Origin of the sequence: Pseudomonas sp. BNK-7, assembly GCF_048072025.1 — a bacterium.
Classification (GTDB): domain Bacteria; phylum Pseudomonadota; class Gammaproteobacteria; order Pseudomonadales; family Pseudomonadaceae; genus Aquipseudomonas; species Aquipseudomonas danubii.
In genome coordinates this window covers 6,388,561-6,411,840 of the sequence record NZ_CP182252.1, presented here as the reverse complement: position 1 = coordinate 6,411,840, position 23,280 = coordinate 6,388,561, and the positions used below count along the sequence as shown (strand labels likewise).

Annotated in this window: 20 protein-coding genes and 1 pseudogene; 10 read left to right on the top strand and 11 right to left on the bottom strand. The window is 61.3% G+C overall.

What is annotated here, in order from left to right; genetic code table 11:
- The first annotated feature begins 271 nt into the window (after window positions 1–271).
- Genes ACMGF8_RS28910 through ACMGF8_RS28900 form a run of 3 tightly spaced genes read left to right on the top strand, consistent with a single transcriptional unit; the run spans window position 272 to window position 3,087 of the window.
- Entirely contained in the window at window positions 272–1,378 is a 1,107-nt protein-coding gene (locus ACMGF8_RS28910) for a sensor domain-containing diguanylate cyclase (protein ID WP_207166448.1), read from the top strand.
- A complete protein-coding gene (locus tag ACMGF8_RS28905; protein WP_102860528.1) occupies window positions 1,371–2,309 on the top strand; it encodes an iron-sulfur-binding ferredoxin reductase in 939 nt (312 codons plus the stop codon). Before ACMGF8_RS28910 ends, ACMGF8_RS28905 begins: the two co-directional genes overlap by 8 nt.
- Before the next feature lie 28 nt (window positions 2,310–2,337).
- On the top strand, window positions 2,338–3,087 hold the full coding sequence (locus ACMGF8_RS28900; protein ID WP_102880705.1) for an enoyl-CoA hydratase-related protein: 750 nt from the start codon (window positions 2,338–2,340) through the stop codon (window positions 3,085–3,087).
- An 83-nt stretch (window positions 3,088–3,170) separates the two neighbouring features.
- Here ACMGF8_RS28900 and pyk read toward each other — a convergent pair whose 3' ends face one another.
- Window positions 3,171–4,622, bottom strand: coding sequence for a pyruvate kinase (gene pyk, locus ACMGF8_RS28895; RefSeq protein ID WP_016963242.1), 1,452 nt, complete (start codon window positions 4,620–4,622; stop codon window positions 3,171–3,173).
- A 157-nt stretch (window positions 4,623–4,779) separates the two neighbouring features.
- On the opposite strand from pyk, the gene ACMGF8_RS28890 reads away from it, so the two are divergent.
- Both ACMGF8_RS28890 and ACMGF8_RS28885 read left to right on the top strand, forming a co-directional pair.
- The gene (locus tag ACMGF8_RS28890) at window positions 4,780–5,154 is read left to right on the top strand and encodes a hypothetical protein (protein ID WP_102860530.1); all 375 of its coding nucleotides are present in this window, start codon (window positions 4,780–4,782) and stop codon (window positions 5,152–5,154) included.
- A gap of 219 nt (window positions 5,155–5,373) precedes the next feature.
- Complete coding sequence (locus ACMGF8_RS28885) at window positions 5,374–5,733, top strand: PilZ domain-containing protein (protein WP_102860531.1); 360 nt, start codon at window positions 5,374–5,376, stop codon at window positions 5,731–5,733.
- Between the two features lie 16 nt (window positions 5,734–5,749).
- Here the strand turns inward: ACMGF8_RS28885 and ACMGF8_RS28880 are convergent, their stop codons facing one another.
- The 6 genes from ACMGF8_RS28880 to ACMGF8_RS28855 are packed head-to-tail and all read right to left on the bottom strand — an operon-like array spanning window position 5,750 to window position 12,516.
- Complete coding sequence (locus ACMGF8_RS28880) at window positions 5,750–7,081, bottom strand: DUF58 domain-containing protein (protein ID WP_416758051.1); 1,332 nt, start codon at window positions 7,079–7,081, stop codon at window positions 5,750–5,752.
- Between the two features lie 13 nt (window positions 7,082–7,094).
- Complete coding sequence (locus ACMGF8_RS28875) at window positions 7,095–8,120, bottom strand: AAA family ATPase (protein ID WP_102860533.1); 1,026 nt, start codon at window positions 8,118–8,120, stop codon at window positions 7,095–7,097.
- Window positions 8,117–9,280 (bottom strand): DUF4350 domain-containing protein, encoded by a 1,164-nt coding sequence (locus ACMGF8_RS28870; protein WP_102860534.1) that lies wholly within the window; start codon window positions 9,278–9,280, stop codon window positions 8,117–8,119. Before ACMGF8_RS28870 ends, ACMGF8_RS28875 begins: the two co-directional genes overlap by 4 nt.
- Window positions 9,277–10,827: a DUF4129 domain-containing protein gene (locus ACMGF8_RS28865; protein ID WP_416758049.1), complete on the bottom strand. Its 1,551-nt coding sequence runs from the start codon at window positions 10,825–10,827 to the stop codon at window positions 9,277–9,279. Before ACMGF8_RS28865 ends, ACMGF8_RS28870 begins: the two co-directional genes overlap by 4 nt.
- A complete protein-coding gene (locus ACMGF8_RS28860) occupies window positions 10,814–11,794 on the bottom strand; it encodes a stage II sporulation protein M (protein ID WP_102860536.1) in 981 nt (326 codons plus the stop codon). The genes ACMGF8_RS28865 and ACMGF8_RS28860 overlap by 14 nt, the downstream gene beginning before the upstream one ends.
- Window positions 11,791–12,516 (bottom strand): RDD family protein, encoded by a 726-nt coding sequence (locus tag ACMGF8_RS28855; RefSeq protein WP_115580766.1) that lies wholly within the window; start codon window positions 12,514–12,516, stop codon window positions 11,791–11,793. The genes ACMGF8_RS28860 and ACMGF8_RS28855 overlap by 4 nt, the downstream gene beginning before the upstream one ends.
- Before the next feature lie 185 nt (window positions 12,517–12,701).
- On the opposite strand from ACMGF8_RS28855, the gene sbcB reads away from it, so the two are divergent.
- Window positions 12,702–14,129 carry an exodeoxyribonuclease I gene (sbcB, locus tag ACMGF8_RS28850; RefSeq protein ID WP_115580765.1) on the top strand — a complete coding sequence of 476 codons (1,428 nt, stop codon included), beginning with the start codon at window positions 12,702–12,704 and terminating at the stop codon, window positions 14,127–14,129.
- Between the two features lie 104 nt (window positions 14,130–14,233).
- Here sbcB and mvaT read toward each other — a convergent pair whose 3' ends face one another.
- Complete coding sequence (gene mvaT, locus ACMGF8_RS28845) at window positions 14,234–14,608, bottom strand: histone-like nucleoid-structuring protein MvaT (protein ID WP_102860539.1); 375 nt, start codon at window positions 14,606–14,608, stop codon at window positions 14,234–14,236.
- A 346-nt stretch (window positions 14,609–14,954) separates the two neighbouring features.
- Between mvaT and purU the strand changes: the two genes are divergently transcribed.
- Both purU and ACMGF8_RS28835 read left to right on the top strand, forming a co-directional pair.
- The gene (gene purU / locus ACMGF8_RS28840; RefSeq protein ID WP_102860540.1) at window positions 14,955–15,803 is read left to right on the top strand and encodes a formyltetrahydrofolate deformylase; all 849 of its coding nucleotides are present in this window, start codon (window positions 14,955–14,957) and stop codon (window positions 15,801–15,803) included.
- A gap of 67 nt (window positions 15,804–15,870) precedes the next feature.
- The gene (locus tag ACMGF8_RS28835; RefSeq protein ID WP_207166443.1) at window positions 15,871–16,041 is read left to right on the top strand and encodes a hypothetical protein; all 171 of its coding nucleotides are present in this window, start codon (window positions 15,871–15,873) and stop codon (window positions 16,039–16,041) included.
- A 95-nt stretch (window positions 16,042–16,136) separates the two neighbouring features.
- On the opposite strand, the gene ACMGF8_RS28830 is transcribed toward ACMGF8_RS28835, so the two are convergent.
- Window positions 16,137–16,901: a methyl-accepting chemotaxis protein gene (locus tag ACMGF8_RS28830; protein WP_371826169.1), complete on the bottom strand. Its 765-nt coding sequence runs from the start codon at window positions 16,899–16,901 to the stop codon at window positions 16,137–16,139.
- Window positions 16,902–16,994: 93 nt separating this feature from the next.
- A pseudogene (locus ACMGF8_RS28825) lies at window positions 16,995–18,026 on the bottom strand (cache domain-containing protein); the annotation flags it as partial.
- A gap of 194 nt (window positions 18,027–18,220) precedes the next feature.
- On the opposite strand from ACMGF8_RS28825, the gene ACMGF8_RS28820 reads away from it, so the two are divergent.
- Complete coding sequence (locus tag ACMGF8_RS28820) at window positions 18,221–19,708, top strand: helicase HerA-like domain-containing protein (RefSeq protein ID WP_102860542.1); 1,488 nt, start codon at window positions 18,221–18,223, stop codon at window positions 19,706–19,708.
- A 15-nt stretch (window positions 19,709–19,723) separates the two neighbouring features.
- On the opposite strand, the gene ACMGF8_RS28815 is transcribed toward ACMGF8_RS28820, so the two are convergent.
- Window positions 19,724–20,179 carry a DUF721 domain-containing protein gene (locus tag ACMGF8_RS28815; RefSeq protein WP_102860543.1) on the bottom strand — a complete coding sequence of 152 codons (456 nt, stop codon included), beginning with the start codon at window positions 20,177–20,179 and terminating at the stop codon, window positions 19,724–19,726.
- A 322-nt stretch (window positions 20,180–20,501) separates the two neighbouring features.
- Between ACMGF8_RS28815 and secA the strand changes: the two genes are divergently transcribed.
- Window positions 20,502–23,243 carry a preprotein translocase subunit SecA gene (secA, locus tag ACMGF8_RS28810; RefSeq protein WP_102860544.1) on the top strand — a complete coding sequence of 914 codons (2,742 nt, stop codon included), beginning with the start codon at window positions 20,502–20,504 and terminating at the stop codon, window positions 23,241–23,243.
- The last annotated feature ends 37 nt before the right edge of the window (window positions 23,244–23,280 follow it).

The following is a 23,280-nucleotide window of genomic DNA, read 5'->3' as shown; positions in this document are numbered from 1 at the left end:
TGCAGACACCTTCTAAGGCACGCCGGACAGACAACTGGCGCGACGCTAAAAAGGCGCGGCAGTATACCGCGCCTGGGGGCCCGGCACACCCGCCAGCCGGGCAAACGAAAGTCGCCCATCGGGTGGGCACTGTTCTTGCGTGAATCAGCGGCAAAACCGCAGAACACGGCTTAAAATTTGGATAGTCATTTGCCGGGCGCAGCACTAAAGTTGCAACTGGCCTGCAGGGTAGGAAACTCTTTAAGCCTCCTTTCTCACGGTGAGTCAACGATTGACCCATAAAGCCATCCAGAGCTTGTTATTCAAGCGCTTCACCATTGCTGCGGGCACCTACGGACTGATCCTGCTGCTGTTCTGGCTGGCGGTTCTCGCGGGGCACTATCGCGCCTCCACCAGCAGTGCGCTGTTGGCCTCGGGGTTGGTGTTGGCCACTCAGGGCCTGCTGTGCTGGGTGTTCATCAGCGGGCGCAACCTGCGCTTTGCCGATCCCAGCCTGACTGAAGTCCAAGTGGTCCTGGGCATTGCCTGGCAGACTTGGCTGATCGCCCACCTGGATCAGGCCCGGGGCGCTTTCCTGGTGTTCTATATCCTGCCGCTGCTGTTCGGCCTGTTTCATTTATCCCGTCGGGCCTACCTGCGTTGCGCGGCGCTGATCTTCTTCTGTTTTGCCGGGGTCAACCTGTGGGACGGCTATCGCTTTGTCCTCGAGGATCCCCAACTGGCGGCGCTGCAACTCTGTGTGCTGCTGGTGATGCTGGTGTGGATGTGCCTGTACGCTGCCTATGTCCAGGCGTCGCGTTCGCGCATGCGGCAACGGCGTTTTGCCTTGCAGGCCCATCAGGACACCCTGCGGGGGATGATGCGGCAACTGGAAGATCTGGTGGCTACCGATGAGTTGACCGGGCTGTTCAATCGCCGGCACTTCCTGCGTATCGCCAGCCGTGAGTTGCAGGCCATGGACCAGGAACAGATGCATGGGCTGGCGCTGATCGACCTGGATCATTTCAAGCGCATCAACGATCTTCACGGCCATGCGGCAGGCGATCAGGTGCTGCAGGCGTTCGCCGCGGTGGCCACGGCCTGCCTGCGGGACGGTGATGTACTGGCCCGCTACGGCGGTGAGGAGTTTGTGGTGCTACTGCCCGACTGTGATGCCGAGCGCCTGACCTCTTGTTGCGAGCGTCTGCGCCTGGCCTTCATGGAGGTGCAATTGGTGGGCCTGAATGTGCGTGACCTGAGCCTGTCGGCAGGGATGACCCTGCTGCAGGCCGGCGATGATCTGGACAATGCCCTGCAACGCGCCGATCAGGCGCTGTACCGGGCCAAGCGCGACGGCCGCAATCGTTGTTCCGCCGCCTGGGAAAACCTCGATGCCTGAATTGACCGTGGGCAGCCGGCGCTGGACAGTGGCACCGGCAAGCAACCTGCTGGATGCCTTGAATCAGGCCGGTGTGGCGGTGCCCTACAGTTGTCGCGCCGGCAGTTGTCATGCCTGCCTGGTGCATTGCGTCCAGGGCCTGCCCAACGACAGTCGGCCGGATGCCCTGAGCGATGAACAGCGCCGCCGTGGCTGGCGCCTGGCCTGCCAGTGCCAGGTGGTGGAGGACCTGCAGGTCGAGACGTTCGATCCGTTGCGCGATGGCCGGCCGGCCCAAGTGGTCGGGCTCGACTGGCTATCGCCCACAGTCCTGCGCTTGCGTCTGCAGCCTGAGCGGCCATTGCGTTATCGCGCCGGCCAGCACCTGGTGCTGTGGACCACCAGCCAGATCGCCCGGCCGTATTCCCTGGCCAGTCTGCCGGAAGAGGACCGCTTCCTGGAGTTTCATCTGGACTGCCGGCATCCGGGACAATTCAGCGACGCCGCACGCCAGTTGCAACTGGGCGACCCGATCCGCCTGGGCGAGTTGCGCGGCGGCGCCTTGCACTACGATCCGGACTGGCAGCAGCGACCGCTCTGGCTGCTGGCCTCGGGAACCGGCCTGGCGCCCTTGTTCGGGGTGTTGCGCGAAGCCCTGCGTCAGGATCACCAAGGCCCTATCCGCATCATTCACCTGGCCCATGACGCCACCGAACATTACCTGGCCAAACCCTTGGCAGCCCTGGCAGCGAACCGTCCCCAGCTGAGTGTGGAGCTGTGGCAGGGCGCGCAGCTGGCGACGGCCCTGGCGCAACTGCGACTTGTTTCCCGGCAAACCCAGGCCTTACTCTGCGGGCACCCCGACAGTGTCGAGGCCTTTGCCCGACGCCTGTACCTGGCGGGGCTGCCGCGCAATCAACTGCTGGCCGATGTGTTCCTGCCCCGTGGTTGAGCGCTGATTTTTCCAGAGCGAGATCTTCATGACCGATGCCATCGAGCTGCAACGCGAGGGCGGGCTGCTGACCCTGCGCCTGAACCGCCCCGACAAGAAAAACGCCCTGACCCGTGCCATGTACAGTCGTCTGGCGCAAGCCCTGGCCGAGGCGGACGCCGATCCGCAAATCAATGCCCTGCTGATCTGCGGCAGCAGTGAATGCTTTACCGCCGGCAACGACATCGCCGACTTCCTGCAACAGCCGCCCAGGGACCTCGACAGCCCGGTGTTCCAGTTCATGCGCAACCTGCTCGATTGCCGCAAGCCGGTGGTGGCTGCGGTGGCCGGCGCGGCCGTGGGCATTGGCACCACCTTGTTGCTGCATTGCGATCTGGTCTATGTCAGCCGTGATGCACGATTGCGCATGCCGTTCGTCAACCTCGGGCTGTGCCCGGAATTTGGCTCGAGCCTGATCCTGCCGCGCTTGCTGGGACAGGCCAAGGCCGCTGAGTTGTTGCTGCTCGGCGAAGGCTTCAGTGGTGAACAGGCGGCGGCCTGGGGCATTGCCACTGCGGCCCTGGGAGATGGCGCGGCAGCCCTGGCCAAAGCCAGGGAGGCGGCATTGCGTTTCAGCCAACTGGCGCCGGAGGCGGTGCAGGTGAGCAAGCGCCTGATGAAGGCTCCCTATCGTGAGCAACTGCGCCAGGTAATAGAAGAAGAGGGCGCGCAGTTCACTCAGCGCCTGCGTTCACCAGAAGCCATCGCCGCCTTGTCGGGTTTTTTCGCCAAAGGCTAACACCTGTCGCTACAGGGAAGGACGGACACAAAAAAGCCCCGGGGTTTCCACCTCCGGGGCTTTTGCGTTCAGCAAGCCAGGGCTCAGACCATCGGGTCGCCAACGTGCAGGATCTTCATGCCATTGGTGCCGCCGGTGGTGTGGTAGCTGTCGCCCTTGGTGAGAATCACCCAGTCGCCTTTCTCTACTACGCCGCGCTTGAGCAACTCGTCGATCGCAGCCTGGCTGACTTGCTCAGGCGGCAGGGAAGCCGGGTCGAACGGGATGGTGTAGACGCCGCGGAACATGGCTGCACGCGCCTGGGTTTCACGGTGCGGGGAGTAGGCATAGATCGGCACCGAGGAACGGATGCGCGACATGATCAACGGGGTGTAGCCGCTTTCGGTCAGGGCGATGATCGCCTTGACGCCAGGGAAGTGGTTGGCGGTGTACATAGCGGCCAGGGCGATGCTCTGGTCGCAGCTTTCGAACACCTTGCCCATGCGGTGGCTGGAGGTCTTGCTGGTGGGGTGCTTTTCCGCACCGACACAGATCCGCGCCATGGCCTGGACCGCTTCCAGCGGGTAGGCACCGGCGGCGCTTTCTGCCGAGAGCATGACCGCGTCGGTGTAGTCGAGCACGGCGTTGGCCACGTCGGACACTTCGGCACGGGTCGGCATCGGGTTCTGGATCATCGACTCCATCATCTGGGTCGCGACGATCACTGCCTTGTTGTGGCGGCGCGCGTGAAGAATGATTTTCTTCTGGATGCCCACCAGCTCGGCGTCGCCGATTTCCACACCCAGGTCGCCACGGGCCACCATCACGGCGTCACTGGCGTTGATCAGGCCGTCGAGGGTTTCGTCGTCGGCCACGGCTTCGGCGCGTTCGATCTTGGCCACCAGCCAGGCCGTACCACCGGATTCGTCACGCAGTTTGCGCGCGTATTCCATATCGGCGGCGTCGCGAGGGAAGGACACGGCCAGGTAGTCGACCTGCATTTCGGCCGCCAGCTTGATGTCGGCCTTGTCTTTCTCGGTCAGGGCCGGAGCGGTCAGGCCGCCGCCACGACGGTTGATGCCTTTGTGGTCGGACAGCGGGCCGCCCACGGTCACCACGCAATGCAGCTCGGTGGCGGTGGCGGTTTCCACGCGCATCACCACGCGGCCATCGTCCAGCAGCAGTTCGTCATTGACGCCGCAGTCCTTGACCAGGTCCGGGTAGTCGATGCCGACGATGTCCTGGTTGCCTTCGGTCAGCGGGTGCACGGTGGAGAAGGTGAACTTGTCACCGATCTTCAGTTCGATACGCTTGTTGGCGAATTTGGCGATACGGATTTTCGGGCCTTGCAGGTCGCCGAGGATGGCCACGAAGCGGCCGTGCTTGGCGGCCAGGTCGCGGACCAGTTGGGCGCGAGCCTTGTGCTCGTCCGGAGTGCCGTGGGAGAAGTTCAGACGGGCAACATCCAGGCCCGCGAGAATCAACTGTTCGAGAACTTCCGGCGAGTTACTGGCCGGGCCAAGGGTGGCAACGATTTTGGTACGACGAACGGACATGCACGGACTCCTGAGTTCAAGCGCAACGAGAGGCTACTATGCTCCGAAGTTGTAGTCATTGTTCGTTTGCACTACTTATTGCTTTGTTTGTTTACCGCAACAACCTTGAAGATTTTTGCCGATGAGTCGATACACTGCACAAGACAGGAGATACCCCATGCGATTCGTACTCATTGCTATCTTGGCCGTCAGTGTTGTCGGCTGCACCCGCTGGTCCATGAACCATCATTTGAATAACGCCTACCGCGCTTATGACCGCGGCAACTGCGAGAGCGTGATGCTCGAGTTGAGCCAGGTCGACCGCAACAGTCGTGCGCGGCCTTACATCCAGCCGGAAGTGTCGATGCTGCGCGGGCAATGCCTGGAGCGGCAGAAGTTGTTCGTCGATGCGGCGCAGACTTATCAGTTCATCATTACCCAGTACCCCAGCAGCGAATACGCCTACCGTGCCCGTGCGCGCCTGGACACCTTGCAGCAACTGGGGCATTACCCGGCAAACGGTGCAGCACAAGTTCGCCGTACAGCGTTGTAAGCGATACCGGTCAGGGGCAGTGTAATTGCCCCTCGCGCTTGAGCTAACATTTGTACAGGTTGTTCGAACACTGCACGGTTCCTGCCTGGCGCAGTGGCGTTGAAATCCTTGTGAAGATTTTCCTCGCACCTCGAATCCGGGAGAACGAGCCGCTACTCAAGGCCCGTTCCGAAGCACTAGTGCGGTCATGCTTAATGACCTTTCATAGCGATACCCAGCATGTTCACGGAACCTCGGATCGAGCGGCATCAACTGCCGTCTTACTTGAAAGTCTTCAACCGGTTTACCGACAAGCCTGTCGGTTACCTGGGCAATATTTCCGCTGACGGGCTGATGTTGATCAGCCAGTTGCCGATGCTGATCGGTGCCGAGTTCGAGCTGCGGGTGAAAGTCCCCGGCAGTGATGGACAGACGCAGTTCATCGATTTCAGCGCCTGTTGCCTGTGGTGCCATGAGGACCTGACCCCTCACCAGTACGACAGCGGTTTCAGCCTGCTGCGGGCGACCGCCGAATTCGCTGAACTGGAGCAGGCCTTGCGGCACTACTTCAGCTTCCATCCGTTGCAGACATCGGCCTGAATGTCGCGGTAGCCCACTACAGGCTGCCGGCTTTCTTCCAGCTCAGATACCGGCTGACCAGCTCCGCCCCCAGCTCGCCTGGACGGGCGTCGAGCAGGGCGATGCCGTGGGCGCTCAGGCGTTCATGCAGTTCGGCCCGGCTATTGAGGTAGTTCACGGCGGCACTGTAGATCAGCGCCTCGGGCAAGGTCTGCACTGGGCTTTGGCGCAACTGATCGAGCACTTCCTCGCGCAGGCTGGCCACCAGTACCCGGTGCTGGCGGCTGATGCGTTTGACCGCAGTCAGCAACTCCTGGTCGTCTTCATCCCGCAGGTTGGTGACCAGTACCACCAGCGCCCGACGCTTCTGCCGCGCCAGCAATTCACTGGCTGCAGCCTGGTAGTCGGCTGGACGCTGGCTGGTGTCCAGGTCGTAGACGCCGTTAAGCAGCACACTCAGTTGGGCCGAGCCCTTGACTGGCGCAAGGTAGCGCGAGCGCTCTCCGGCAAAACTGTAGAGGCCCACGGCATCCCCCTGGCGCAGCGCGACATAGCTGAGCAGCAGGCAAGCGTTGAGGGCATGGTCGAAGTGCGCCAGCTCACCGTCCTGGCTGCGCATGCGGCGTCCGCAGTCGAGCATGAAGATGATCTGCTGGTCGCGTTCGTCCTGATACTCCCGGGCGATGGGTGTGCGCTGGCGGGCGGTGGCTTTCCAGTCGATCTGCCGCAGGCTGTCGCCTTCGCGAAACTCCCGCAGTTGATTGAACTCCAGGCCCAGCCCGCGGCGTTGCAACTGGCGCACCCCGAGTTGGCTGAGCCAGTTGTCCACTGCCAGCAACTGCGCGCCATAGAGGCGGGCGAAGTCCGGGTAGACCCGGGAGCTGTCGTGGACCTTCAACCGTCGTCTGGCGCTCCACAGACCCAAGGGGCTGGGCAGGCTGACTTCACACTGGTGGAAGTTGAAATGCCCTCGTTGCAGCGGTCGCACGCTATACCCCACTCGGCTGACCTGGCCCGGCTCCAGGCTCACCGATTGTGGCAGGTGCTCAAAGCTCAAGCCCTGGGGCGGATGGTCGAACAGTTGCACCTCAAGCGCTTGCCGATAAGGGTGGCGGATCTCCAGTTGCACTTCGCTCCAGCGTCCCAGGGGCAGGCTGCCGGGCAACTGACGCTGTATATCGGGCGAGGCCAGGCGCGACAAGCGCAGGACATCCAGCAGCGCCAGCAGCAACAGCGCCAGCAACAGGCCCCAGGCGATCGAGTCCAGGCGCGGCAGCGCCTCGATACCCAGGGCTCGCACCGCTCCCAGGAGGATGTACAGGCCGGTCAGGGTGCCCAGCCAGATCAGCAACAGACGAGTCGGCTTCATCAGTGTGGGCGGCTCATAGGCGCGGTGCCGGAATCTGCTCGAGCATCTGCTTGAGCACCTGTTCCACCGACAGCCCTTCGATATCCAGCTCCGGAGCGACCCGTACCCGATGCCTTAGCACGGCCAGGGCGCAGCCCTTGATGTCATCCGGGATCACGAATTCGCCGCCCCGCAGCAGGGCCCGGGCCCGGGCTCCGCGCACCAGGGCAATGGAGGCACGCGGGCCAGCGCCCAGCGTCAGTCCCGGCCAGCTGCGGGTGGCCCGGGCCAGGCGCACGGCATAGTCGAGCACCTGTTCGTCCAGGGGCAGTTCACTGGCGATGCGCTGCAGGGCCAGCACGTCCTTGGCCTGGAGCACGGTACGCAGGGGCTGTACATCAAGCATGTCGGCGCGGGTCGAGCGAGCCACCTGGCGAACCATGTTCAGTTCCTCCTCGGCGTCCGGGTAGTCCATCCGCAACTTGAGCATGAAACGGTCCAGTTCGGCTTCCGGCAGCGGGTAGGTGCCTTCCTGCTCGATGGGGTTCTGGGTCGCCAGGACCATGAATGGCTGGGCGATGGGCAGGGCCCGGCCTTCCAGGGTCACTTGGCGTTCCTGCATGGCTTCCAGCAGCGCGGCCTGGGTCTTGGCTGGGGCGCGGTTGATTTCGTCCGCCAACAGCAGATTGGTGAACAGCGGACCCTTGCGCAGTTTGAACTGTTCGGTCTGCAGGTCGTACACCGCGTGGCCGGTGACATCGCTGGGCATCAGGTCCGGGGTGAACTGGATTCGTGCAAACTCTCCGCCAAAGCAGCGGGCCAGGGCCCGTACCAGCAGCGTCTTGCCCAGACCAGGGACGCCTTCGAGCAACACGTGGCCACCGGCGATCAGCGCCGTCAGCACATCATCGATCACGGCCTCCTGGCCGATCACCACCTTCTGCAGTTCCTGGCGCACCGCCTGCGCCAGCTGGCTGGCCCGCTGGCGCTGCTGGGCCGCATGGACCTGGGGCTGAGGCGCCTCGGAGGAGTCAAGGGATTCGACGGGTTGTTCGCTCATAGGGCATTCCTGAGAGTTTGCAGGTGGGCGACCTGGTGGCTGAAATCAGCACCGGAAAGGCGCTGCCCGGACACCGGTTGCAGGGCTTGGCGCACAGCATCGACAGGCTGCTGGCTGAGCAGGGCGAGCACGTCCCACTGGGCTTCGGGTTCCAGTTGTTCGAAACCCGGATGGCGACGTCGTGCCCGGCGCCGGATATCCAGTTGCAGGGCCTGCAGCAGTGGGCCCTGGCCGCCATGGCGCAGGATGAAGTCGGCACTGGCGCGCAGGTGCTCCCGCAGTTGACGCCGGGCCTTGGGCGGCGGTGCCAGCAACGGCCCCTGGCGGCTACCGGCCTGCCACAGCCACAGGCCGATCAACAGGGCCAGGGCTACCAACGCTTGGGGAAAATAGCGCCAGAGCAATTGCCACAGGCTCGGGTGGTCGGTGTTGAACAGCAGGGTCACGGCCGTATCGGTATTGAGGTACCACAGCAGCCAGGCGTTGTCGTACAGGCCGATGGCCGGGGTTTTCCAGATGTCGGCGTCGGTCAGCACGGTGACCGAGCCCTGGCCGTAGTCGAGCTGGATCATGTGGGTGGCCACGCCGCTGTTGGCCCAGGACTGGGCCAGGCTGTCCGGGTCGTCCAGGTGGAAGGCGGTGTCGAAGCCGATGTAGGCCGGGGCCTGTTCGTCTTCCAGATAGACTTTGGTCAGCTTTGGAAAGGCGTCGTTGGCTTCCTGTTCCGGCGGCTCCTCGAGGTCTTCACTGAGCTGTTGATGGATCTGCACCCGATCCAGCAGCAAGTCACCGCTTTGCTGAGTGTCATCGTCCCACAGGGCTTCGGCGACAAAGATCAGTCGGCCACCGGCACGGGCCCAATCCAGCACCTGGTCGGCCTGGCGCGGGCTCATGTTGGAGCGCTCCCCCAGCAACAGCAGGCTGTTGCCGGCGGGCTTCAAGGTGGCCAGTACTTCCAGGCCGTTGGCGTGATCGACCTTGAGGCCGCGTTCGCGCATAAACAGCTCGGCGGCCAGGTAGGGATTGGCGCGGGCTTCGGGCGACGGGCCGTGATCGACGAGTTCCTGATAGGGCGTGGCGTGGCGGTACAGGTAGTAGCCGGCGGCTCCCAGTACCAGGATCAGCAACAGGGCCAGGCTGCCCCATAGATAGCGCTTCATGCTGGAGCTCCTGGGCCGAACAGACTGCGCCAGGCGTCGCACAGTTGCGGCTGCAGATCGGCGCCGGGAACCCGGTGACCGTAGGCCATGTTCTGCCAATGCTCCGTCAGTTCGCGGCTGAAGGCCTCCAGGGGCGGTTGTTGCAAGGCCTTGATCCGCTCCAGTACCTGGCCTTCGGTATCGGCCACGCTCAGGGGCAGATGAAAGTCTTCCAGCAGGCGACTGAGCAGTGCCCTGTAAAGCAGGCCCAGGGCCTCCCGGGGCTGGCTGGACCAGAGTTCCTCGGCGCGGGCGGCCACATCGGCAGGCAAGGTTTCGCTGCTGACATCCAGGCCGAACAGTTGCTGTGGGATCGCGGCGGGGCGTTTCTTGCGCGTTAGCGGACGGCGGCTGACAAAGGCTCGCAGCCAATCGCGGTAGCGCCAGATCAGCCAGCCCAGGGCCCCTAGCAGCAAGGCCCAGAGGAGGATTTCCAGGCCCTTGGCGAGGCTGCCGAAACTGTTGTTGTCGAGGTTCTCAAGCAGGCTCTTGAGCCAGCCCGGCGGCTTGCCCTTGGCGTCTTTCTTCTGTGCCTGCTCTTCGCCGAAGCGGTAGCGGGTGACCGACTCCTGGTTCTTGAACGGCGGCTTTTCCAGGATGCCCTGGATGCTGTCCTTCGAGGCTTTGCTGGTCAGCGGTTGCTGCAGCAGTCGTGGCGCTTCGGGGCCGGCCACGGAAGTGCTGGGGGTGGCTGCCCAGATCGATGCGCCCGGCATCGCCAGCATCAGGCCGGTCACCAGCAGCAGCGCCGTGACGCCCGCCAGACGCTGGCGCAGGCGACGGAAAACCAGTTCGATGTCCCAGGCCTCGAGCTCGGTGCGGCGGTTGAGGTACAGGCTGAAGCCACAGGCCACGTAGATGGGCTCCCAGATCACCAGGACCAGAGCGTAGAAGGCGTTGGTCAGGTGTTCCAGCCAGAACCAGTCCTGCTGGGCGGCGATGACCAGGCTCTGCCAGTTCCAGTCCAGTTCGATCTGTTGTGGCAGCAGCAGGTAGAACAGCACCATCAACCCGATCCACAAGGCGCCTTCCAGGTGCATGCCGATCAGGGTCAACCAGCGTGCGGCCCCGGCATTGCGCTGCAGCAGGACCGCCAGGCGTTGTTGCCGGGCATCGCCACTCAGGCCTTCAAGTTGCACCACCGGCATGACAAAGCTGCGGCTCATGCTGAAGCGGCGCCAGGTCAGGCTGGCCAGCAATTGTGGCTTGAGCAGGCGTGGCCACTGCCTCAACGCCTCTGCCAGGCTTGGGGTTTCACCGAACAGGGCTTTGGAGAGGATGAACAGTGGCAGGCGTTCGAAGGCCGGTTTCAGCCACCAGAACAACAGCACTGCCAAGGATGGGGATTGCCACAGCAGCAGGCTCAGCAGGGCAAACACCGGCAGGCTGACGATGGCCCAACTGGTCATCAGCAGGCGCCGGTGACGCTGGCTCAGCAGTATCCCCAGGTCCATGGCTTCCCAGGGGTTGCGTGGGCGGATCGTCACGCTGGCGTCACTCAGGCGCATGGGATTCACGTCCGGCCAGGGTCAGGTACGCCACCACCAGGCTCCACAGGGCGGCGCCGACGCTGTATTTGATCCAGGGCGCAGGCCAGGTCATGGAGGACCAGTAGGCTTCGATAAAGGCCGCGATCAGCAGGAATACGATGACCCCGTAGACCAATTGCACGCTTATCCGCGCTGCCTGCAACAGGGCTTCGCCGCGGCTCAGGCGACCGGGGGCGATCAGGGCCCAGCCCAGTTTCAACCCGGCCGCACCGGACAGGGCAATGGCGCTCAGCTCGAAGGCGCCATGGCCGATGACGAAGGGCCAGAAGGTCTGGCCGAAGCCGATCTGGGTCAGGTGGCCAGCGATGGCGCCGATCATCAGGCCGTTGAAAAACAGGAAGAACACACTACCCAGGCCAAACAGCAGGCCGCTGGCGAAGGTCTGAAAGGCGATGCCGATGTTGTGCATGATGTAGTAGCCGAACATCACCCAGTCCTGGCTAGAGGCGCGTTCGGCGACCCGTCCCAGGCGTCCGTCGGTGGGCTCGTACATGCTCTGCATTTCCGACACCTGCTCCGGGCTCACCAGGCTATAGACCAGTTCGGGGTAGAGGTACACCAACAGGCCGATACCCAGCAGGCTGCCGAAGAACAGCAGGCTGGCGATCAGCACCAGGCGCCACTCCTGGCGCACCAGACGCGGAAAACCGGCCAGTATGAAGCCCAGGACGTTGGCGCTGATGGCGGTGCGCTGTCGGTACAACTGCTGATGGCCGCGCAATGCCAACTGCTGCAATGGATCGATCAGGTAACTGCTGTAACCGCGCTCCTGGGCCAGGGCCAGGTGCTGGCACAGGCGGCGGTAGTCCTGGATGAAGTTCTGGCAGTCCTCGGCTTTGACCCGGCGTCGCTCCAACTGGTCCAGCAGATGCTCGAACTGTTGCCATTGCGCCTGATGACGGTTCTCAAAAAGGCTTTGTTTCATGTCGTTCCCAGAAAACCGCGGGCGATGCCGTTGAGTTCGGCAGTGGCCTGGGCGGTGGGTACATGCAGCGGTTGCGCGAGGATCGCCGCCAGTTCCCGGGTGCGCTCGGCCGACAGTTGATTCTGACGTTCGGCAAACTCGAGAATCGCCCGTTGTTCGTTCAGGCTCAGGGCAAAAGGCGCGGAGCGGGGGACGGCAGGTGGCAGTTCCGGTCGCTTGACCGACTGCTCGCGATAGATCACCAGGGTGCCGGCGGCCAGGTCGCCCAGGCGCTTGAAGGTCGGATGCTGCAGGCAACTGATCGCGCCAAGGAAGTAGCCGAACGGCAACATGTCGGCAAAACGCAGCAGGTTGCGGGTCAGGGAGGCGCTCCAGCCAATGGGGGTGCCATCGTCCTGAACCACTCGCAGTCCCATTATTTGCTTGCCGGGAGAGCGGCCCTGGTTCAGCACCTCGAACAGCACCATGTACCACCAGCTGATCAGGAAAAGCAGGATCGAACCGAGACCGATGCCGATTTCGCCGAAAAAGCCCAGCACAATGAACAGCAGGCCCAACACCAGCCCGCGGATGCCCAGATCGAGGGCAAACGCCAGGGTGCGGACCAGCAATCCCGCCGGTCGCAGCGGCAGATCGATGCCCTCGGGGGTTTCGACCTGATACCGCGTATCCAGTGGCGGGTGCAGCGATGCGTTCCTTGGCGTTGCTGTCGTCTCAAGCATGGGCAACTTAGGGGCTTGGCCTGGTAGAGAAAAATCCAGCGCAGATGCTAGCAGTGTCCGAGGGGCAAACGACATCATTAACTGCGAATTCAACGTGGCGCTCTGTGTGCCGCCGGTTCGCGCGGCTGGCCCTGGGGATGCTTGAGCGCCTAGACTGCGGCGGTCTTTCAGTTCAGGAACAGGCCGTGACTTCCCTCTTTTGGTACGACTACGAAACCACCGGCATCAATCCTCGCAGCGATCGCCCGTTGCAAGTGGCCGGTATTCGCACCGATCTGGCGCTCAATGAGATCGACGAACCGGTCAACCTCTACTGCCAGCCCAGCGACGATATCCTGCCGCACCCGGTGGCCTGCATGATCACCGGCATCACCCCGAGCCGGCTGGCGGCGCAGGGTTTGAGCGAGGCGGATTTCATGACCCGGGTGCACGGGCAACTGGCGCGCCCTGGGACTTGCGGCGTTGGCTACAACACCTTGCGTTTCGACGATGAAGTGACCCGCTACAGCCTGTACCGCAATTTCTTCGATCCCTATGCCCGTGAATGGCAGGGTGGCAACAGCCGCTGGGACCTGATCGATGTGGTGCGTACGGCCTACGCTCTGCGTCCTGAGGGGATCGTCTGGCCGCAGGAGCAGGGGCAGGTGACCCTCAAGCTGGAACGCCTGACCGCTGCCAATGGTATCGATCACGGCCAGGCCCACGATGCACTGTCCGATGTCCGCGCCACCATTGCCTTGGCGCGTCTGATTCGCGACAAGCAACCCAAGCTCTATGACTGGCTGTTTCAACTGCGCAGCAAGCAGCGGGTGATGGATCAGATCCGCCTGCTGCAGCCTCTGGTGCATATTTCCGGGCGTTTCTCTGCGGCCCGGCACTACATCGGGGTGGTGCTGCCCCTGGCCTGGCACCCACGCAACCGCAATGCGCTGATCGTTTGTGATCTGCATCTGGATCCGCAGGGGCTGCTGGATCTGGATGCCGAAACCTTGCGTCAGCGTTTATATACGCGGCGCGAAGATCTTCTGGACGGTGAGCTGCCAGTGCCGTTGAAACTCATCCATATCAATCGCTGCCCGGTAGTGGCGCCCTTGAATGTCTTGCGTGTGGAGGATCAACAACGGCTGCACTTGGACATGGAGCAGTACCAGCGCCGTGGCGTGCTTTTGACTGAGGCCCAGGAAGTTTGGCGGGATAAACTTTCGGTAATTTATGGTCCTGATGAGTTCGCGGCCAGCGAGGACCCGGAGCAACAGTTGTACGACGGCTTTATTGGTGATCGCGACCGGCGTTTGTGTGAGCAAGTGCGTGAGGCTGATCCGTTGCATTTGGCCCAGCAACAGTGGCCATTTGATGATGAGCGCTTGCCTGAATTGCTCTTTCGCTACCGTGCCCGCAACTTTCCAGAGACATTGGATAAAACTGAGCAAGAGCGTTGGCGCGGGTTCTGTCAGCAGCGTTTGCTTGACCCGAAACTCGGCGCGCCCAATACCCTGGAAAGTTTTGCTCAGGGACTTGAGCAATCGTTGTTAAGTGCTGATCCGAAGCAGCGCCAGGTGCTGGATGAGTGGCGTGAGCATGTTCGGGCCCTGGCTGGGCGCCTGGCTCTTTGAAGGATGGCTCCGGCTCTGGAACAGGTTGCCTGGGCATAAAAAAACGCCAGCGGGCTGGCGTTTTTTAATCGGACTGCAGGAGCCCGGGCGCTCACTGGCAAGGCTTAGCCCAGCAGGGTTGCCCAGCCTTCAACCACATCGCCGCCCCACTTGGCTTTCCACTCTTTCAGAGTTTTGTGGTTGCCACCTTTGGTTTCGATGACTTCACCGTTGTGCGGGTTTTTGTACTGTTTAACTTTACGAGCACGCTTGGTGCCGGTGGTTTTTACTGCGGCGCGTGGTGCTTTAACTTTCGAGTCCGGATCCAGCAGGGCGATGATGTCGCGCAGGGACTTGGAGTACTCGCCCATCAGGCTGCGCAGTTTGCCTTCGAATTCCAGTTCGGTTTTCAGTTTGTCGTCTTGGGACAGGTTTTTCAAACGTGCTTGCAGTTCTTTAATGGCTTCTTCTGTAGCACGGTATTCGTTGATCAGGGACATGTGGACTACCTTATTGAGCGCTGAGTGGCTGGGTGACAATGTCGCAATAATAGTCAGAGAGTATGTGCAAGTAAACATAATACCGCTGTTTTATTTGTCTCTCTTAGTGTGTTTAGACGTAAAAATCATTTCGGTATTTAATAGGTCGAAGGGTTCAACTGCGCTATTCACAAACTAGTTGTGCGCTATTGGCAAGTGTCGGTATCTGTCGTTGCAGTGGCTGTGGATTAGGCTTTTCAAGCGGCGATTGCCAATCTAATCAAGGCCCGGCGCGCAATGGATACTGCAGTTTTTTCGCGCAGTGGCTAGAATGGCGACCTTTGCGAAGTTCTGGAGTTTCCCCCTCATGCGCACCTTTCGGTTGGTGATTTCTTGCCCTGACCGCGTTGGCATCGTTGCCAAAGTCAGTAACTTTCTGGCCTCCCATAACGGTTGGATCACCGAAGCGAGCCATCACTCGGACAACCTCAGTGGCTGGTTCTTCATGCGCCACGAGATTCGTGCCGATTCCCTGCCTTTTGGCCTGGAGGCTTTTCGCGAGGCATTCGCGCCGATCGCCGAAGAGTTCTCGATGGACTGGCGAATCACTGATACCGCCGAGAAAAAGCGTGTGGTGCTCATGGCCAGTCGCGAGTCCCATTGCCTGGCCGACTTGTTGCACCGCTGGCACAGCGATGAGCTGGACTGTGAGATCGTCTGTGTGATCTCCAACCACGATGACCTGCGCAGCATGGTCGAGTGGCACGGTATTCCTTATCACCACGTACCGGTCAATCCCCAGGACAAGGAGCCGGCTTTCGCCGAGGTCTCGCGTCTGGTCAAACAGCACGACGCCGAAGTGGTGGTGCTGGCGCGCTACATGCAGATCCTGCCGCCGGCGTTGTGCAGCGAATATGCGCACAAGGTGATCAACATCCACCACAGCTTCCTGCCGTCCTTCGTCGGTGCCAAGCCTTACCACCAGGCTTCCCTGCGTGGGGTGAAGCTGATTGGCGCCACCTGCCACTACGTCACCGAAGAACTGGACGCCGGTCCTATCATCGAGCAGGACGTGGTACGGGTCAGCCACAGCGACAGCATCGAGGACATGGTGCGTTTCGGTCGTGATGTGGAGAAGATGGTCCTGGCCCGCGGCCTGCGCTACCACCTGGAAGACCGTGTGCTGGTGCACGGCAACAAGACCGTGGTGTTCTGATTGAAAAAAACCAGGAGCGGGGGTTCAATATCCCGCTCCTGGTTCTGTAAATCACGAGGTCAGCCCGATGACCGATCCACTGGATAAAGCCACTTCCCAGGCCCCCGCCACCCTCGGCGAGGGGTGCTTGAGCCGCTATGACCCCGATGAACTTGATGCCGATGACGGCACCGAGTTTCCGGGGGCCGCCCAACTGTGGGAAGAGTTGCAGCAGGAGCCAGCGCCGCAGCCGCAGTGAGTGGTTCGCCGGCAAGCCGGCTTCTATTCAAAGCTTGGCAATCGGCTCCCCGCGTAGGAGCCAACTCGCCGGTGAAAGGGCCCTGAGGCCCGTCATCAAATCCTGAAACTGCCTACCAGATGCTTCAAGCGCGCTGCTTGCTGTTCCAGATCGGAGCAGGCCCGCAGTGTCGCCTGGAGGTTTTCCACGCCTTCCTGGTTCAGCGTATTGATTTCGGTGATGTCCATGTTGATGGACTCCACCACCGAAGTCTGTTCTTCGGTGGCGGTGGCCACCGACTGGTTCATGCCGTCGATTTCACCAATGCGCTGGGTCACGCTGTTCAGGCGTTCTCCTGCCTGGTTGGCGATCTCCACGCTGTCCTGGCTGTGACGCTGGCTGTTGCTCATGGTGCTCACCGACTCGCGGGCGCCCACTTGCAGTTCCTCGATCATGGTCTGTACCTGCTGCGCCGACTCTTGGGTGCGGTGCGCCAGGTTGCGCACTTCGTCGGCAACCACGGCAAATCCGCGGCCGGCCTCACCTGCACGGGCGGCTTCAATGGCGGCGTTGAGTGCCAGCAAGTTGGTCTGTTGGGAAATGCTGGTGATGACTTCGAGAATCTGCCCGATGTTCACGGTCTTGCTGTTCAGGGTCTCGATGTTGCTGCTGGAGGCGCTGATCATGTCCGACAGCTGGTTCATCGCCTGGATGCTGCGATCCACCACCTGCTGGCCGTCTTCAGCCAGGTTGCGGGCGTCGCTGGCCTGTTGCGAGGCCTGGGCGGCATTACGGGCGATTTCCTGGGCCGCGGCCCCCAGTTGATTGATCGCAGCGGCGACACTGTTGGTGCGACTGGCCTGCTCATCGGAGTTGAGCATCGATGAGTTGGAGGCGCTGACCACCCGCAGGGCTACTTCGTTGACATGTTCGGTGGCCGAGGAGACTTCGCGGATCGAACCGTGGATACGTTCGACAAAACGGTTGAAGGCGGTACCGAGGATGCCGAATTCGTCCTGGTTGTGGATGTTCAGGCGGCGGGTCAGGTCGCCTTCGCCATCGGCAATGTCTTGCATGGCGCGGGTCATCACATGCAGGGGCTGCATGAGCAGGCGAATCAGCAGGCCCAGCAGGGCGATGGTCAGGGCCACGGCGGTCAGGGTGGCGATCAGGGCCGAGGTACGGAATTCGCTGAGCATGGCGAAGGCCTTGTCCTTGTCCACCGACAGGCCGATGTACCAGTTCACCGAAGACAGGCCCTTGATCGGGGTGAAGGTGACGATGCGGGTTTTGCCGTCGACGCTGACCTCACTGAGCTCGCTGCTGATGCGCGGGGTGTCCTGGGGATAGACGTCCTTGAGATTCTTCATCACCAGGTTCTTGTCCGGGTGCACCAGGATCTTGCCGTCGGCGCTGATCAGGAAGGCGTAGCCCATGCCGTCGAAGTCCAGGGCGTTGATGCTGTCGGCAATCACCTGCAGGCTGAGGTCGCCGCCCACTACACCAACACGCTGGCCGGCCTTGATCACGCTGTCGACAATGGAAATCACCAGTTGGCCGGAGGCCAGGTCGATGTAGGGTTCGGTCAGGGCCGAGCCATTGGTGCTCTCCGCACTCTTGTACCAAGGGCGTGCGCGAGGGTCGTAGCCGTCGGGCATCTTGCTGTTGGGGCGGATGATGAAGGTGCCATCCTTGTTACCCAGGTAAGCCCCCATGAAGGTTGAGCTCACGGACTTCTGTTCCAGCAGATTGCTGACATTGGTCGGGTCGGGGTTCAGCGCTACCGATTGCGAGATGTTCTCGATCAGCAAGGCGCGACCGGCGAGCCAGGTCTGAATATTTTTTGCCGTAACGTCGCCCATTTCCTGAAGATAGTTGTCCAGATCATCACGAATGGCGTTGCGTTGCAGGTAATCGTTGTAGAGCGTGAATAGCGCAAATGCAGCTATGACGATCAGCGAGGCGGCAAGCAGGATCTTGTGGCTGAAGCGCAGATTTTTGTTCATGGCTTGGTGTGTCCGCTAAGGTCTTTGAGTCCAGGGCATCGGGTTGGAAAAGCGCGCAGAATGGGCGGTGTTATAAGTAAGCTGATATCTCCATCTATCCCAAAGGAATTACCTGACCTTTATTTCAGATACTTCTGATCCATCATTTCTTCATATCGACCGTGTAAGGCCAAAGCTTAACCAGGGGTGACAAAATGCCTGATTTATCGCAACTCGTTATCGGTGCCGACCTTGGTGGTCAGCCGATCGCTCAGGCCATGCGCCTGGCCAACCGCCATGGCCTGGTGGCGGGCGCCACCGGCACTGGCAAGACCGTGACCTTGCAACGCCTGGCCGAGGCCTTCAGTGACGCCGGGGTGGCGGTGTTCGCTGCGGATATCAAAGGCGATTTGTGCGGGCTGGGGGCGGCGGGCAATCCACAGGGCAAGATTGCCGAACGGATCGCCGGTATGCCGTGGCTTGAGCATAAGCCTCAGGCGTATCCGGTAACGCTGTGGGATATCCAGGGGCAGTCCGGTCATCCCTTGCGTACCACCTTGAGCGAAATGGGCCCATTGTTGCTGGGCAGCCTGCTTGAACTCACCGACAGCCAGCAGTCTGCGCTGTATGCCGCGTTCAAGGTGGCGGACCGTGAAGGGCTCTTGTTGCTGGATTTGAAGGATCTCAAGGCGCTGCTCAATCACCTCAAGGACAACCCTCAACTGCTGGGAGATGACGCGGCGCTGATGACCACAGGTTCCAGTCAGGCGCTGTTACGGCGCTTGGCGACCCTGGAGCAGCAAGGGGCGGAAGCTCTGTTCGGCGAGCCTGCGTTGCAACTGGAAGACATTCTGCAACCGGCGGCCGATGGCCGTGGGCGGATTCATCTGCTCGATGCCAGCCGTCTGGTGCACGAGGCACCGAAAGTCTATGCGACCTTCCTTTTATGGCTGCTGGCTGAGTTGTTCGAGCAACTGCCGGAACGCGGTGATGCGGACAAGCCTGTGCTGGCCCTGTTTTTCGACGAGGCCCACTTGCTGTTCGCGGGCACTCCCAAGGCTTTGCAGGATCGACTGGAACAGGTGGTGCGACTGATTCGTTCCAAGGGGGTGGGGGTTTATTTCGTAACCCAATCGCCAGGGGATCTGCCGGACGATGTGCTGGCTCAACTGGGCCTGCGTATTCAGCATGGCTTGCGGGCGTTCACCGCCAAGGAGCAGAAGTCGTTGCGGGCTGTGGCCGATGGTTTCCGTCCGAACCCGGACTTTGATGCACTGGCGGTGCTCACTGAGCTGGGTATCGGCGAGGCGCTGGTGGGTACTCTGCAAGACAAGGGCACGCCGGAGATGGTCCAGCGCGTGTTGGTGGCGCCTCCGCAATCGCGAGTCGGACCTTTGACCGAGGCTGAGCGCAAGGCCCTGATCGCCAGTTCGCCGTTACAGGGGCGTTATGACAAGCCTATCGATCGTGAGTCTGCCTATGAGGTGTTGATGGGGCGCAAGGACCTGGCGCCTGAAGCGCAGGCGACACCCGACAAGCCTGGCGCTGAAGAACCGAGCCTGGCTGATCGGGCGGGTGAGTTCCTTGGCACGGCGGCCGGGCAGGCGTTGAAGTCAGCCATGCGTCAGGCGGCCAATCAGTTGGGCCGGCAATTGGTCAGGGGGCTGATGGGGTCGTTGCTGGGTGGCAGCAAGCGCCGCTGAAGCCTGGCGTCTGGGTCAGCCCCGTGGTTTGGCGTGGCTGGCCAGGCGCTCCAAGGCGGCACGCAGATTGGGATCAGTGATGCCTTCGGCTGTGGCCTGGATGGTTTCGGCGGCGTTGTTCGACAGATCCATGGTGTGCCCCACTGCGCCCTGTTGAACCGTGGGTGGCTGGACCTTGAACAGGATGCGCGTGAGGTTGCTGAACTCGTTGAACTCCTGCAATTGGCGCTGCAGGCGTTTTTGCTGATAGCGCAGGCGCGTAGCCCAGTGGCCATCGGTGACGATCAGCAGCAAGCTGCCTTCTCGCCAGGAGGCAACGTGGCAATGTTCGCGAGCAGCCGGTTGCAACTGGCTCTCCAGCAGGCGCTGCAGATGCGCCAGGCGCTGGGCGTGGCCGAGTATGGCTTTGAGTGGCTTGGCTTCGCGAAGAAGAACGGCAGGCGCGCGTGCCGTAAGAGGGCGAAATGCCATGATCAGAAACCTGAAGTTACAGAGGCGTCATGGTAGCAGAAAGCGCCCGGGGCACCGCTCTCATTGCTTTTTCGTACTTTGACTACTTTCTGGCGCTTTGCTGATCGTAATCATTAAGTTCTGTGGTCAATGGGCTTGAAGTTCGGCAAAAAGCCCTTATTTTAGGTGAGCCCCGTCACAGCGCTGTGCCAGCATCGTGGAATAACGCCACTTTCCTCACCATCGTTTCCGGGTAGAATGCTCGTTCGCATGCGGCCATGAGGGCTGCTCGGGCGACTCACGGGGCCGCCCTCCAACCCTATGTGTGGAAGATCCTGCCGATATGTTTGCGCCTTTGTTAAAGAAACTTTTTGGAAGCAAGAACGAGCGTGAAGTCAAACGCATGCTCAAGACGGTACAAATCGTCAATGCCTTCGAAGAGCAAATGGTGGCCCTTTCGGACGATCAATTGCGTGCCAAGACTGCCGAGTTCAAGGCCCGTATCGCCAAGGGTGAAACCCTCGACAAACTGCTTCCCGAAGCCTTTGCGGTCGCCCGTGAAGCCGGAAAGCGCGTCATGGGCATGCGTCACTTCGATGTGCAGTTGATCGGTGGCATGACCTTGCATGAAGGCAAGATCGCCGAGATGCGTACCGGTGAAGGCAAGACCCTGGTGGCAACCCTGGGCGTCTACCTCAACGCACTGTCCGGCAAAGGCGTGCACGTAGTGACGGTGAACGACTACCTGGCTCGCCGTGACGCCAACTGGATGCGTCCGCTTTATGAATTCCTCGGCCTGACTGTTGGCGTGGTCACGCCGTTCCAGCCGCCGGAAGAAAAGCGCGCCGCCTACGCCGCCGACATCACCTACGGCACCAACAACGAATTCGGTTTCGACTACTTGCGCGACAACATGGCTTTCAGCATGGAAGACAAGTTCCAGCGCGAGCTCAATTTTGCCGTGATCGACGAAGTCGACTCGATCCTTATCGACGAAGCCCGTACCCCGTTGATCATCTCCGGTCAGGCTGAAGACAGTTCCCGCCTGTACACCGAGATCAACAAGCTGATCCCGCGTCTCGAGCAGCACATCGAGGAAGTGGAAGGCCAGGTCACCAAGGCTGGTCACTTTACTGTCGACGAGAAGACCCGTCAGGTCGAACTCAACGAAGCCGGTCACCAGTTCATCGAAGAAATGCTGACCCAGGTCGGCCTGCTGGCGGAAGGCGAAAGCCTGTACTCGGCGCACAACCTGGGCTTGTTGACTCACGTCTATGCCGGCCTGCGTGCCCACAAGCTGTTCAATCGCAACGTCGAATACATCGTCCAGGATGGCCAAGTGGTCCTGGTGGACGAGCACACCGGCCGGACCATGCCGGGGCGTCGCCTGTCCGAAGGCCTGCACCAGGCCATCGAAGCCAAGGAAAACCTCAACATCCAGGCCGAGAGCCAGACCCTGGCCTCGACCACTTTCCAGAACTACTTCCGTCTGTACACCAAGCTGTCCGGCATGACCGGCACCGCCGACACCGAAGCCTTCGAGTTCCATCAGATCTACGGCCTGCAGGTGATGGTGATTCCGCCGAACAAGCCGCTGGCTCGTAAGGACTACAACGACCTGGTGTTCCTGACCGCGGACGAGAAATACGCCGCGATCATCAATGACATCAAGGAGTGCATGGCCCAGGGCCGTCCGGTGCTGGTGGGTACTGCGACCATCGAAACTTCCGAGCACATGTCCAACCTGCTCAACAAGGAAGGCATCGAGCACAAGGTCCTGAACGCCAAGTTCCACGAGAAGGAAGCGGAAATCATCGCCCAGGCCGGTCGCCCGGGGGCCTTGACCATCGCCACCAACATGGCCGGTCGTGGTACCGACATCCTGCTGGGTGGTAACTGGGAAGTGGAGGTCGCCTCTCTGGAGAACCCGACGCCTGAGCAGATCGCCCAGATCAAGGCCGATTGGCAGAAGCGCCACCAGCAAGTGCTGGAGTCCGGTGGCCTGCAGGTAATCGCTTCCGAGCGTCACGAGTCGCGCCGTATCGACAACCAGCTGCGTGGTCGTGCCGGTCGTCAGGGTGACGCCGGTTCCAGCCGTTTCTACCTGTCCCTGGAAGACAGCCTGATGCGTATCTTTGCCTCTGACCGGGTGAAGAACTTCATGAAAGCGTTGGGCATGCAATCCGGCGAGGCGATCGAGCACCGCATGGTGACCAACGCCATCGAGAAGGCTCAGCGCAAGGTGGAAGGCCGTAACTTCGACATCCGTAAGCAATTGCTGGAGTTCGACGACGTCAACAACGAACAGCGTAAAGTGATCTATCACATGCGCAATACCTTGTTGGCTGCAGACAACATTGGCGAAACCATCGCCGATTTCCGCCAGGACGTGCTCAACGCCACCGTCAGCGCGCATATTCCGCCGCAATCGCTGCCCGAGCAGTGGGACGTGGCCGGTCTGGAAGAGTCGATCCAAAGCGGTTTCGGTGTAAGCCTGCCGATCCAGCAGTGGCTCGACGAAGACGATCACCTGTACGAAGAAACCCTGCGCGAGAAGCTGCTCAACGAGTTGATCGCCGCGTACAACGAGAAAGAAGACCAGGCCGGTGCCGAAGCGCTGCGTTCTTTCGAGAAGCAGATCGTACTGCGGGTACTGGATGACTTGTGGAAAGACCACCTGTCCACCATGGACCACCTGCGCCACGGTATTCACCTGCGCGGTTATGCGCAGAAGAACCCGAAGCAGGAGTACAAGCGCGAGTCCTTCACCCTGTTCTCCGAGTTGCTGGATTCCATCAAGCGCGACTCGATCCGCGTCCTGTCCCATGTGCAGGTTCGTCGCGAAGATCCGGCAGAGGAAGAGGCACGCCTGCGTCAGGAAGCCGAGGCACTGGCTCAGCGCCTGCAGTTCGAACACGCCGAGGCTCCGGGTCTGGATCAGCCGCAAGCGCAGGAAGAAGGGGTTGATGTCGATGTCGCCCTGGCTACCGCGCCGGTGCGCAACGAACAGAAACTGGGACGCAACGAACTGTGCTACTGCGGTTCGGGCAAGAAGTACAAACACTGTCACGGCCAGATCAACTAAGATCCTCGCCAGACACTGAAACACCCGCGCCGTGACG

What these genes read in the sequence shown, in the direction of transcription:
- ACMGF8_RS28905 (WP_102860528.1), top strand. Translation starts at nt 1,371, where the DNA reads ATGCCTGAATTGACCGTGGGCAGCCGGCGCTGGACAGTGGCACCGGCA.
- ACMGF8_RS28900 (WP_102880705.1), top strand. Translation starts at nt 2,338, where the DNA reads ATGACCGATGCCATCGAGCTGCAACGCGAGGGCGGGCTGCTGACCCTG.
- pyk (WP_016963242.1), bottom strand. Translation starts at nt 4,622, where the DNA reads ATGTCCGTTCGTCGTACCAAAATCGTTGCCACCCTTGGCCCGGCCAGT.
- ACMGF8_RS28890 (WP_102860530.1), top strand. Translation starts at nt 4,780, where the DNA reads ATGCGATTCGTACTCATTGCTATCTTGGCCGTCAGTGTTGTCGGCTGC.
- ACMGF8_RS28885 (WP_102860531.1), top strand. Translation starts at nt 5,374, where the DNA reads ATGTTCACGGAACCTCGGATCGAGCGGCATCAACTGCCGTCTTACTTG.
- ACMGF8_RS28880 (WP_416758051.1), bottom strand. Translation starts at nt 7,081, where the DNA reads ATGAAGCCGACTCGTCTGTTGCTGATCTGGCTGGGCACCCTGACCGGC.
- ACMGF8_RS28875 (WP_102860533.1), bottom strand. Translation starts at nt 8,120, where the DNA reads ATGAGCGAACAACCCGTCGAATCCCTTGACTCCTCCGAGGCGCCTCAG.
- ACMGF8_RS28870 (WP_102860534.1), bottom strand. Translation starts at nt 9,280, where the DNA reads ATGAAGCGCTATCTATGGGGCAGCCTGGCCCTGTTGCTGATCCTGGTA.
- ACMGF8_RS28865 (WP_416758049.1), bottom strand. Translation starts at nt 10,827, where the DNA reads ATGCGCCTGAGTGACGCCAGCGTGACGATCCGCCCACGCAACCCCTGG.
- ACMGF8_RS28860 (WP_102860536.1), bottom strand. Translation starts at nt 11,794, where the DNA reads ATGAAACAAAGCCTTTTTGAGAACCGTCATCAGGCGCAATGGCAACAG.
- ACMGF8_RS28855 (WP_115580766.1), bottom strand. Translation starts at nt 12,516, where the DNA reads ATGCTTGAGACGACAGCAACGCCAAGGAACGCATCGCTGCACCCGCCA.
- mvaT (WP_102860539.1), bottom strand. Translation starts at nt 14,608, where the DNA reads ATGTCCCTGATCAACGAATACCGTGCTACAGAAGAAGCCATTAAAGAA.
- purU (WP_102860540.1), top strand. Translation starts at nt 14,955, where the DNA reads ATGCGCACCTTTCGGTTGGTGATTTCTTGCCCTGACCGCGTTGGCATC.
- ACMGF8_RS28835 (WP_207166443.1), top strand. Translation starts at nt 15,871, where the DNA reads ATGACCGATCCACTGGATAAAGCCACTTCCCAGGCCCCCGCCACCCTC.
- ACMGF8_RS28830 (WP_371826169.1), bottom strand. Translation starts at nt 16,901, where the DNA reads ATGCTCAACTCCGATGAGCAGGCCAGTCGCACCAACAGTGTCGCCGCT.
- ACMGF8_RS28820 (WP_102860542.1), top strand. Translation starts at nt 18,221, where the DNA reads ATGCCTGATTTATCGCAACTCGTTATCGGTGCCGACCTTGGTGGTCAG.
- ACMGF8_RS28815 (WP_102860543.1), bottom strand. Translation starts at nt 20,179, where the DNA reads ATGGCATTTCGCCCTCTTACGGCACGCGCGCCTGCCGTTCTTCTTCGC.
- secA (WP_102860544.1), top strand. Translation starts at nt 20,502, where the DNA reads ATGTTTGCGCCTTTGTTAAAGAAACTTTTTGGAAGCAAGAACGAGCGT.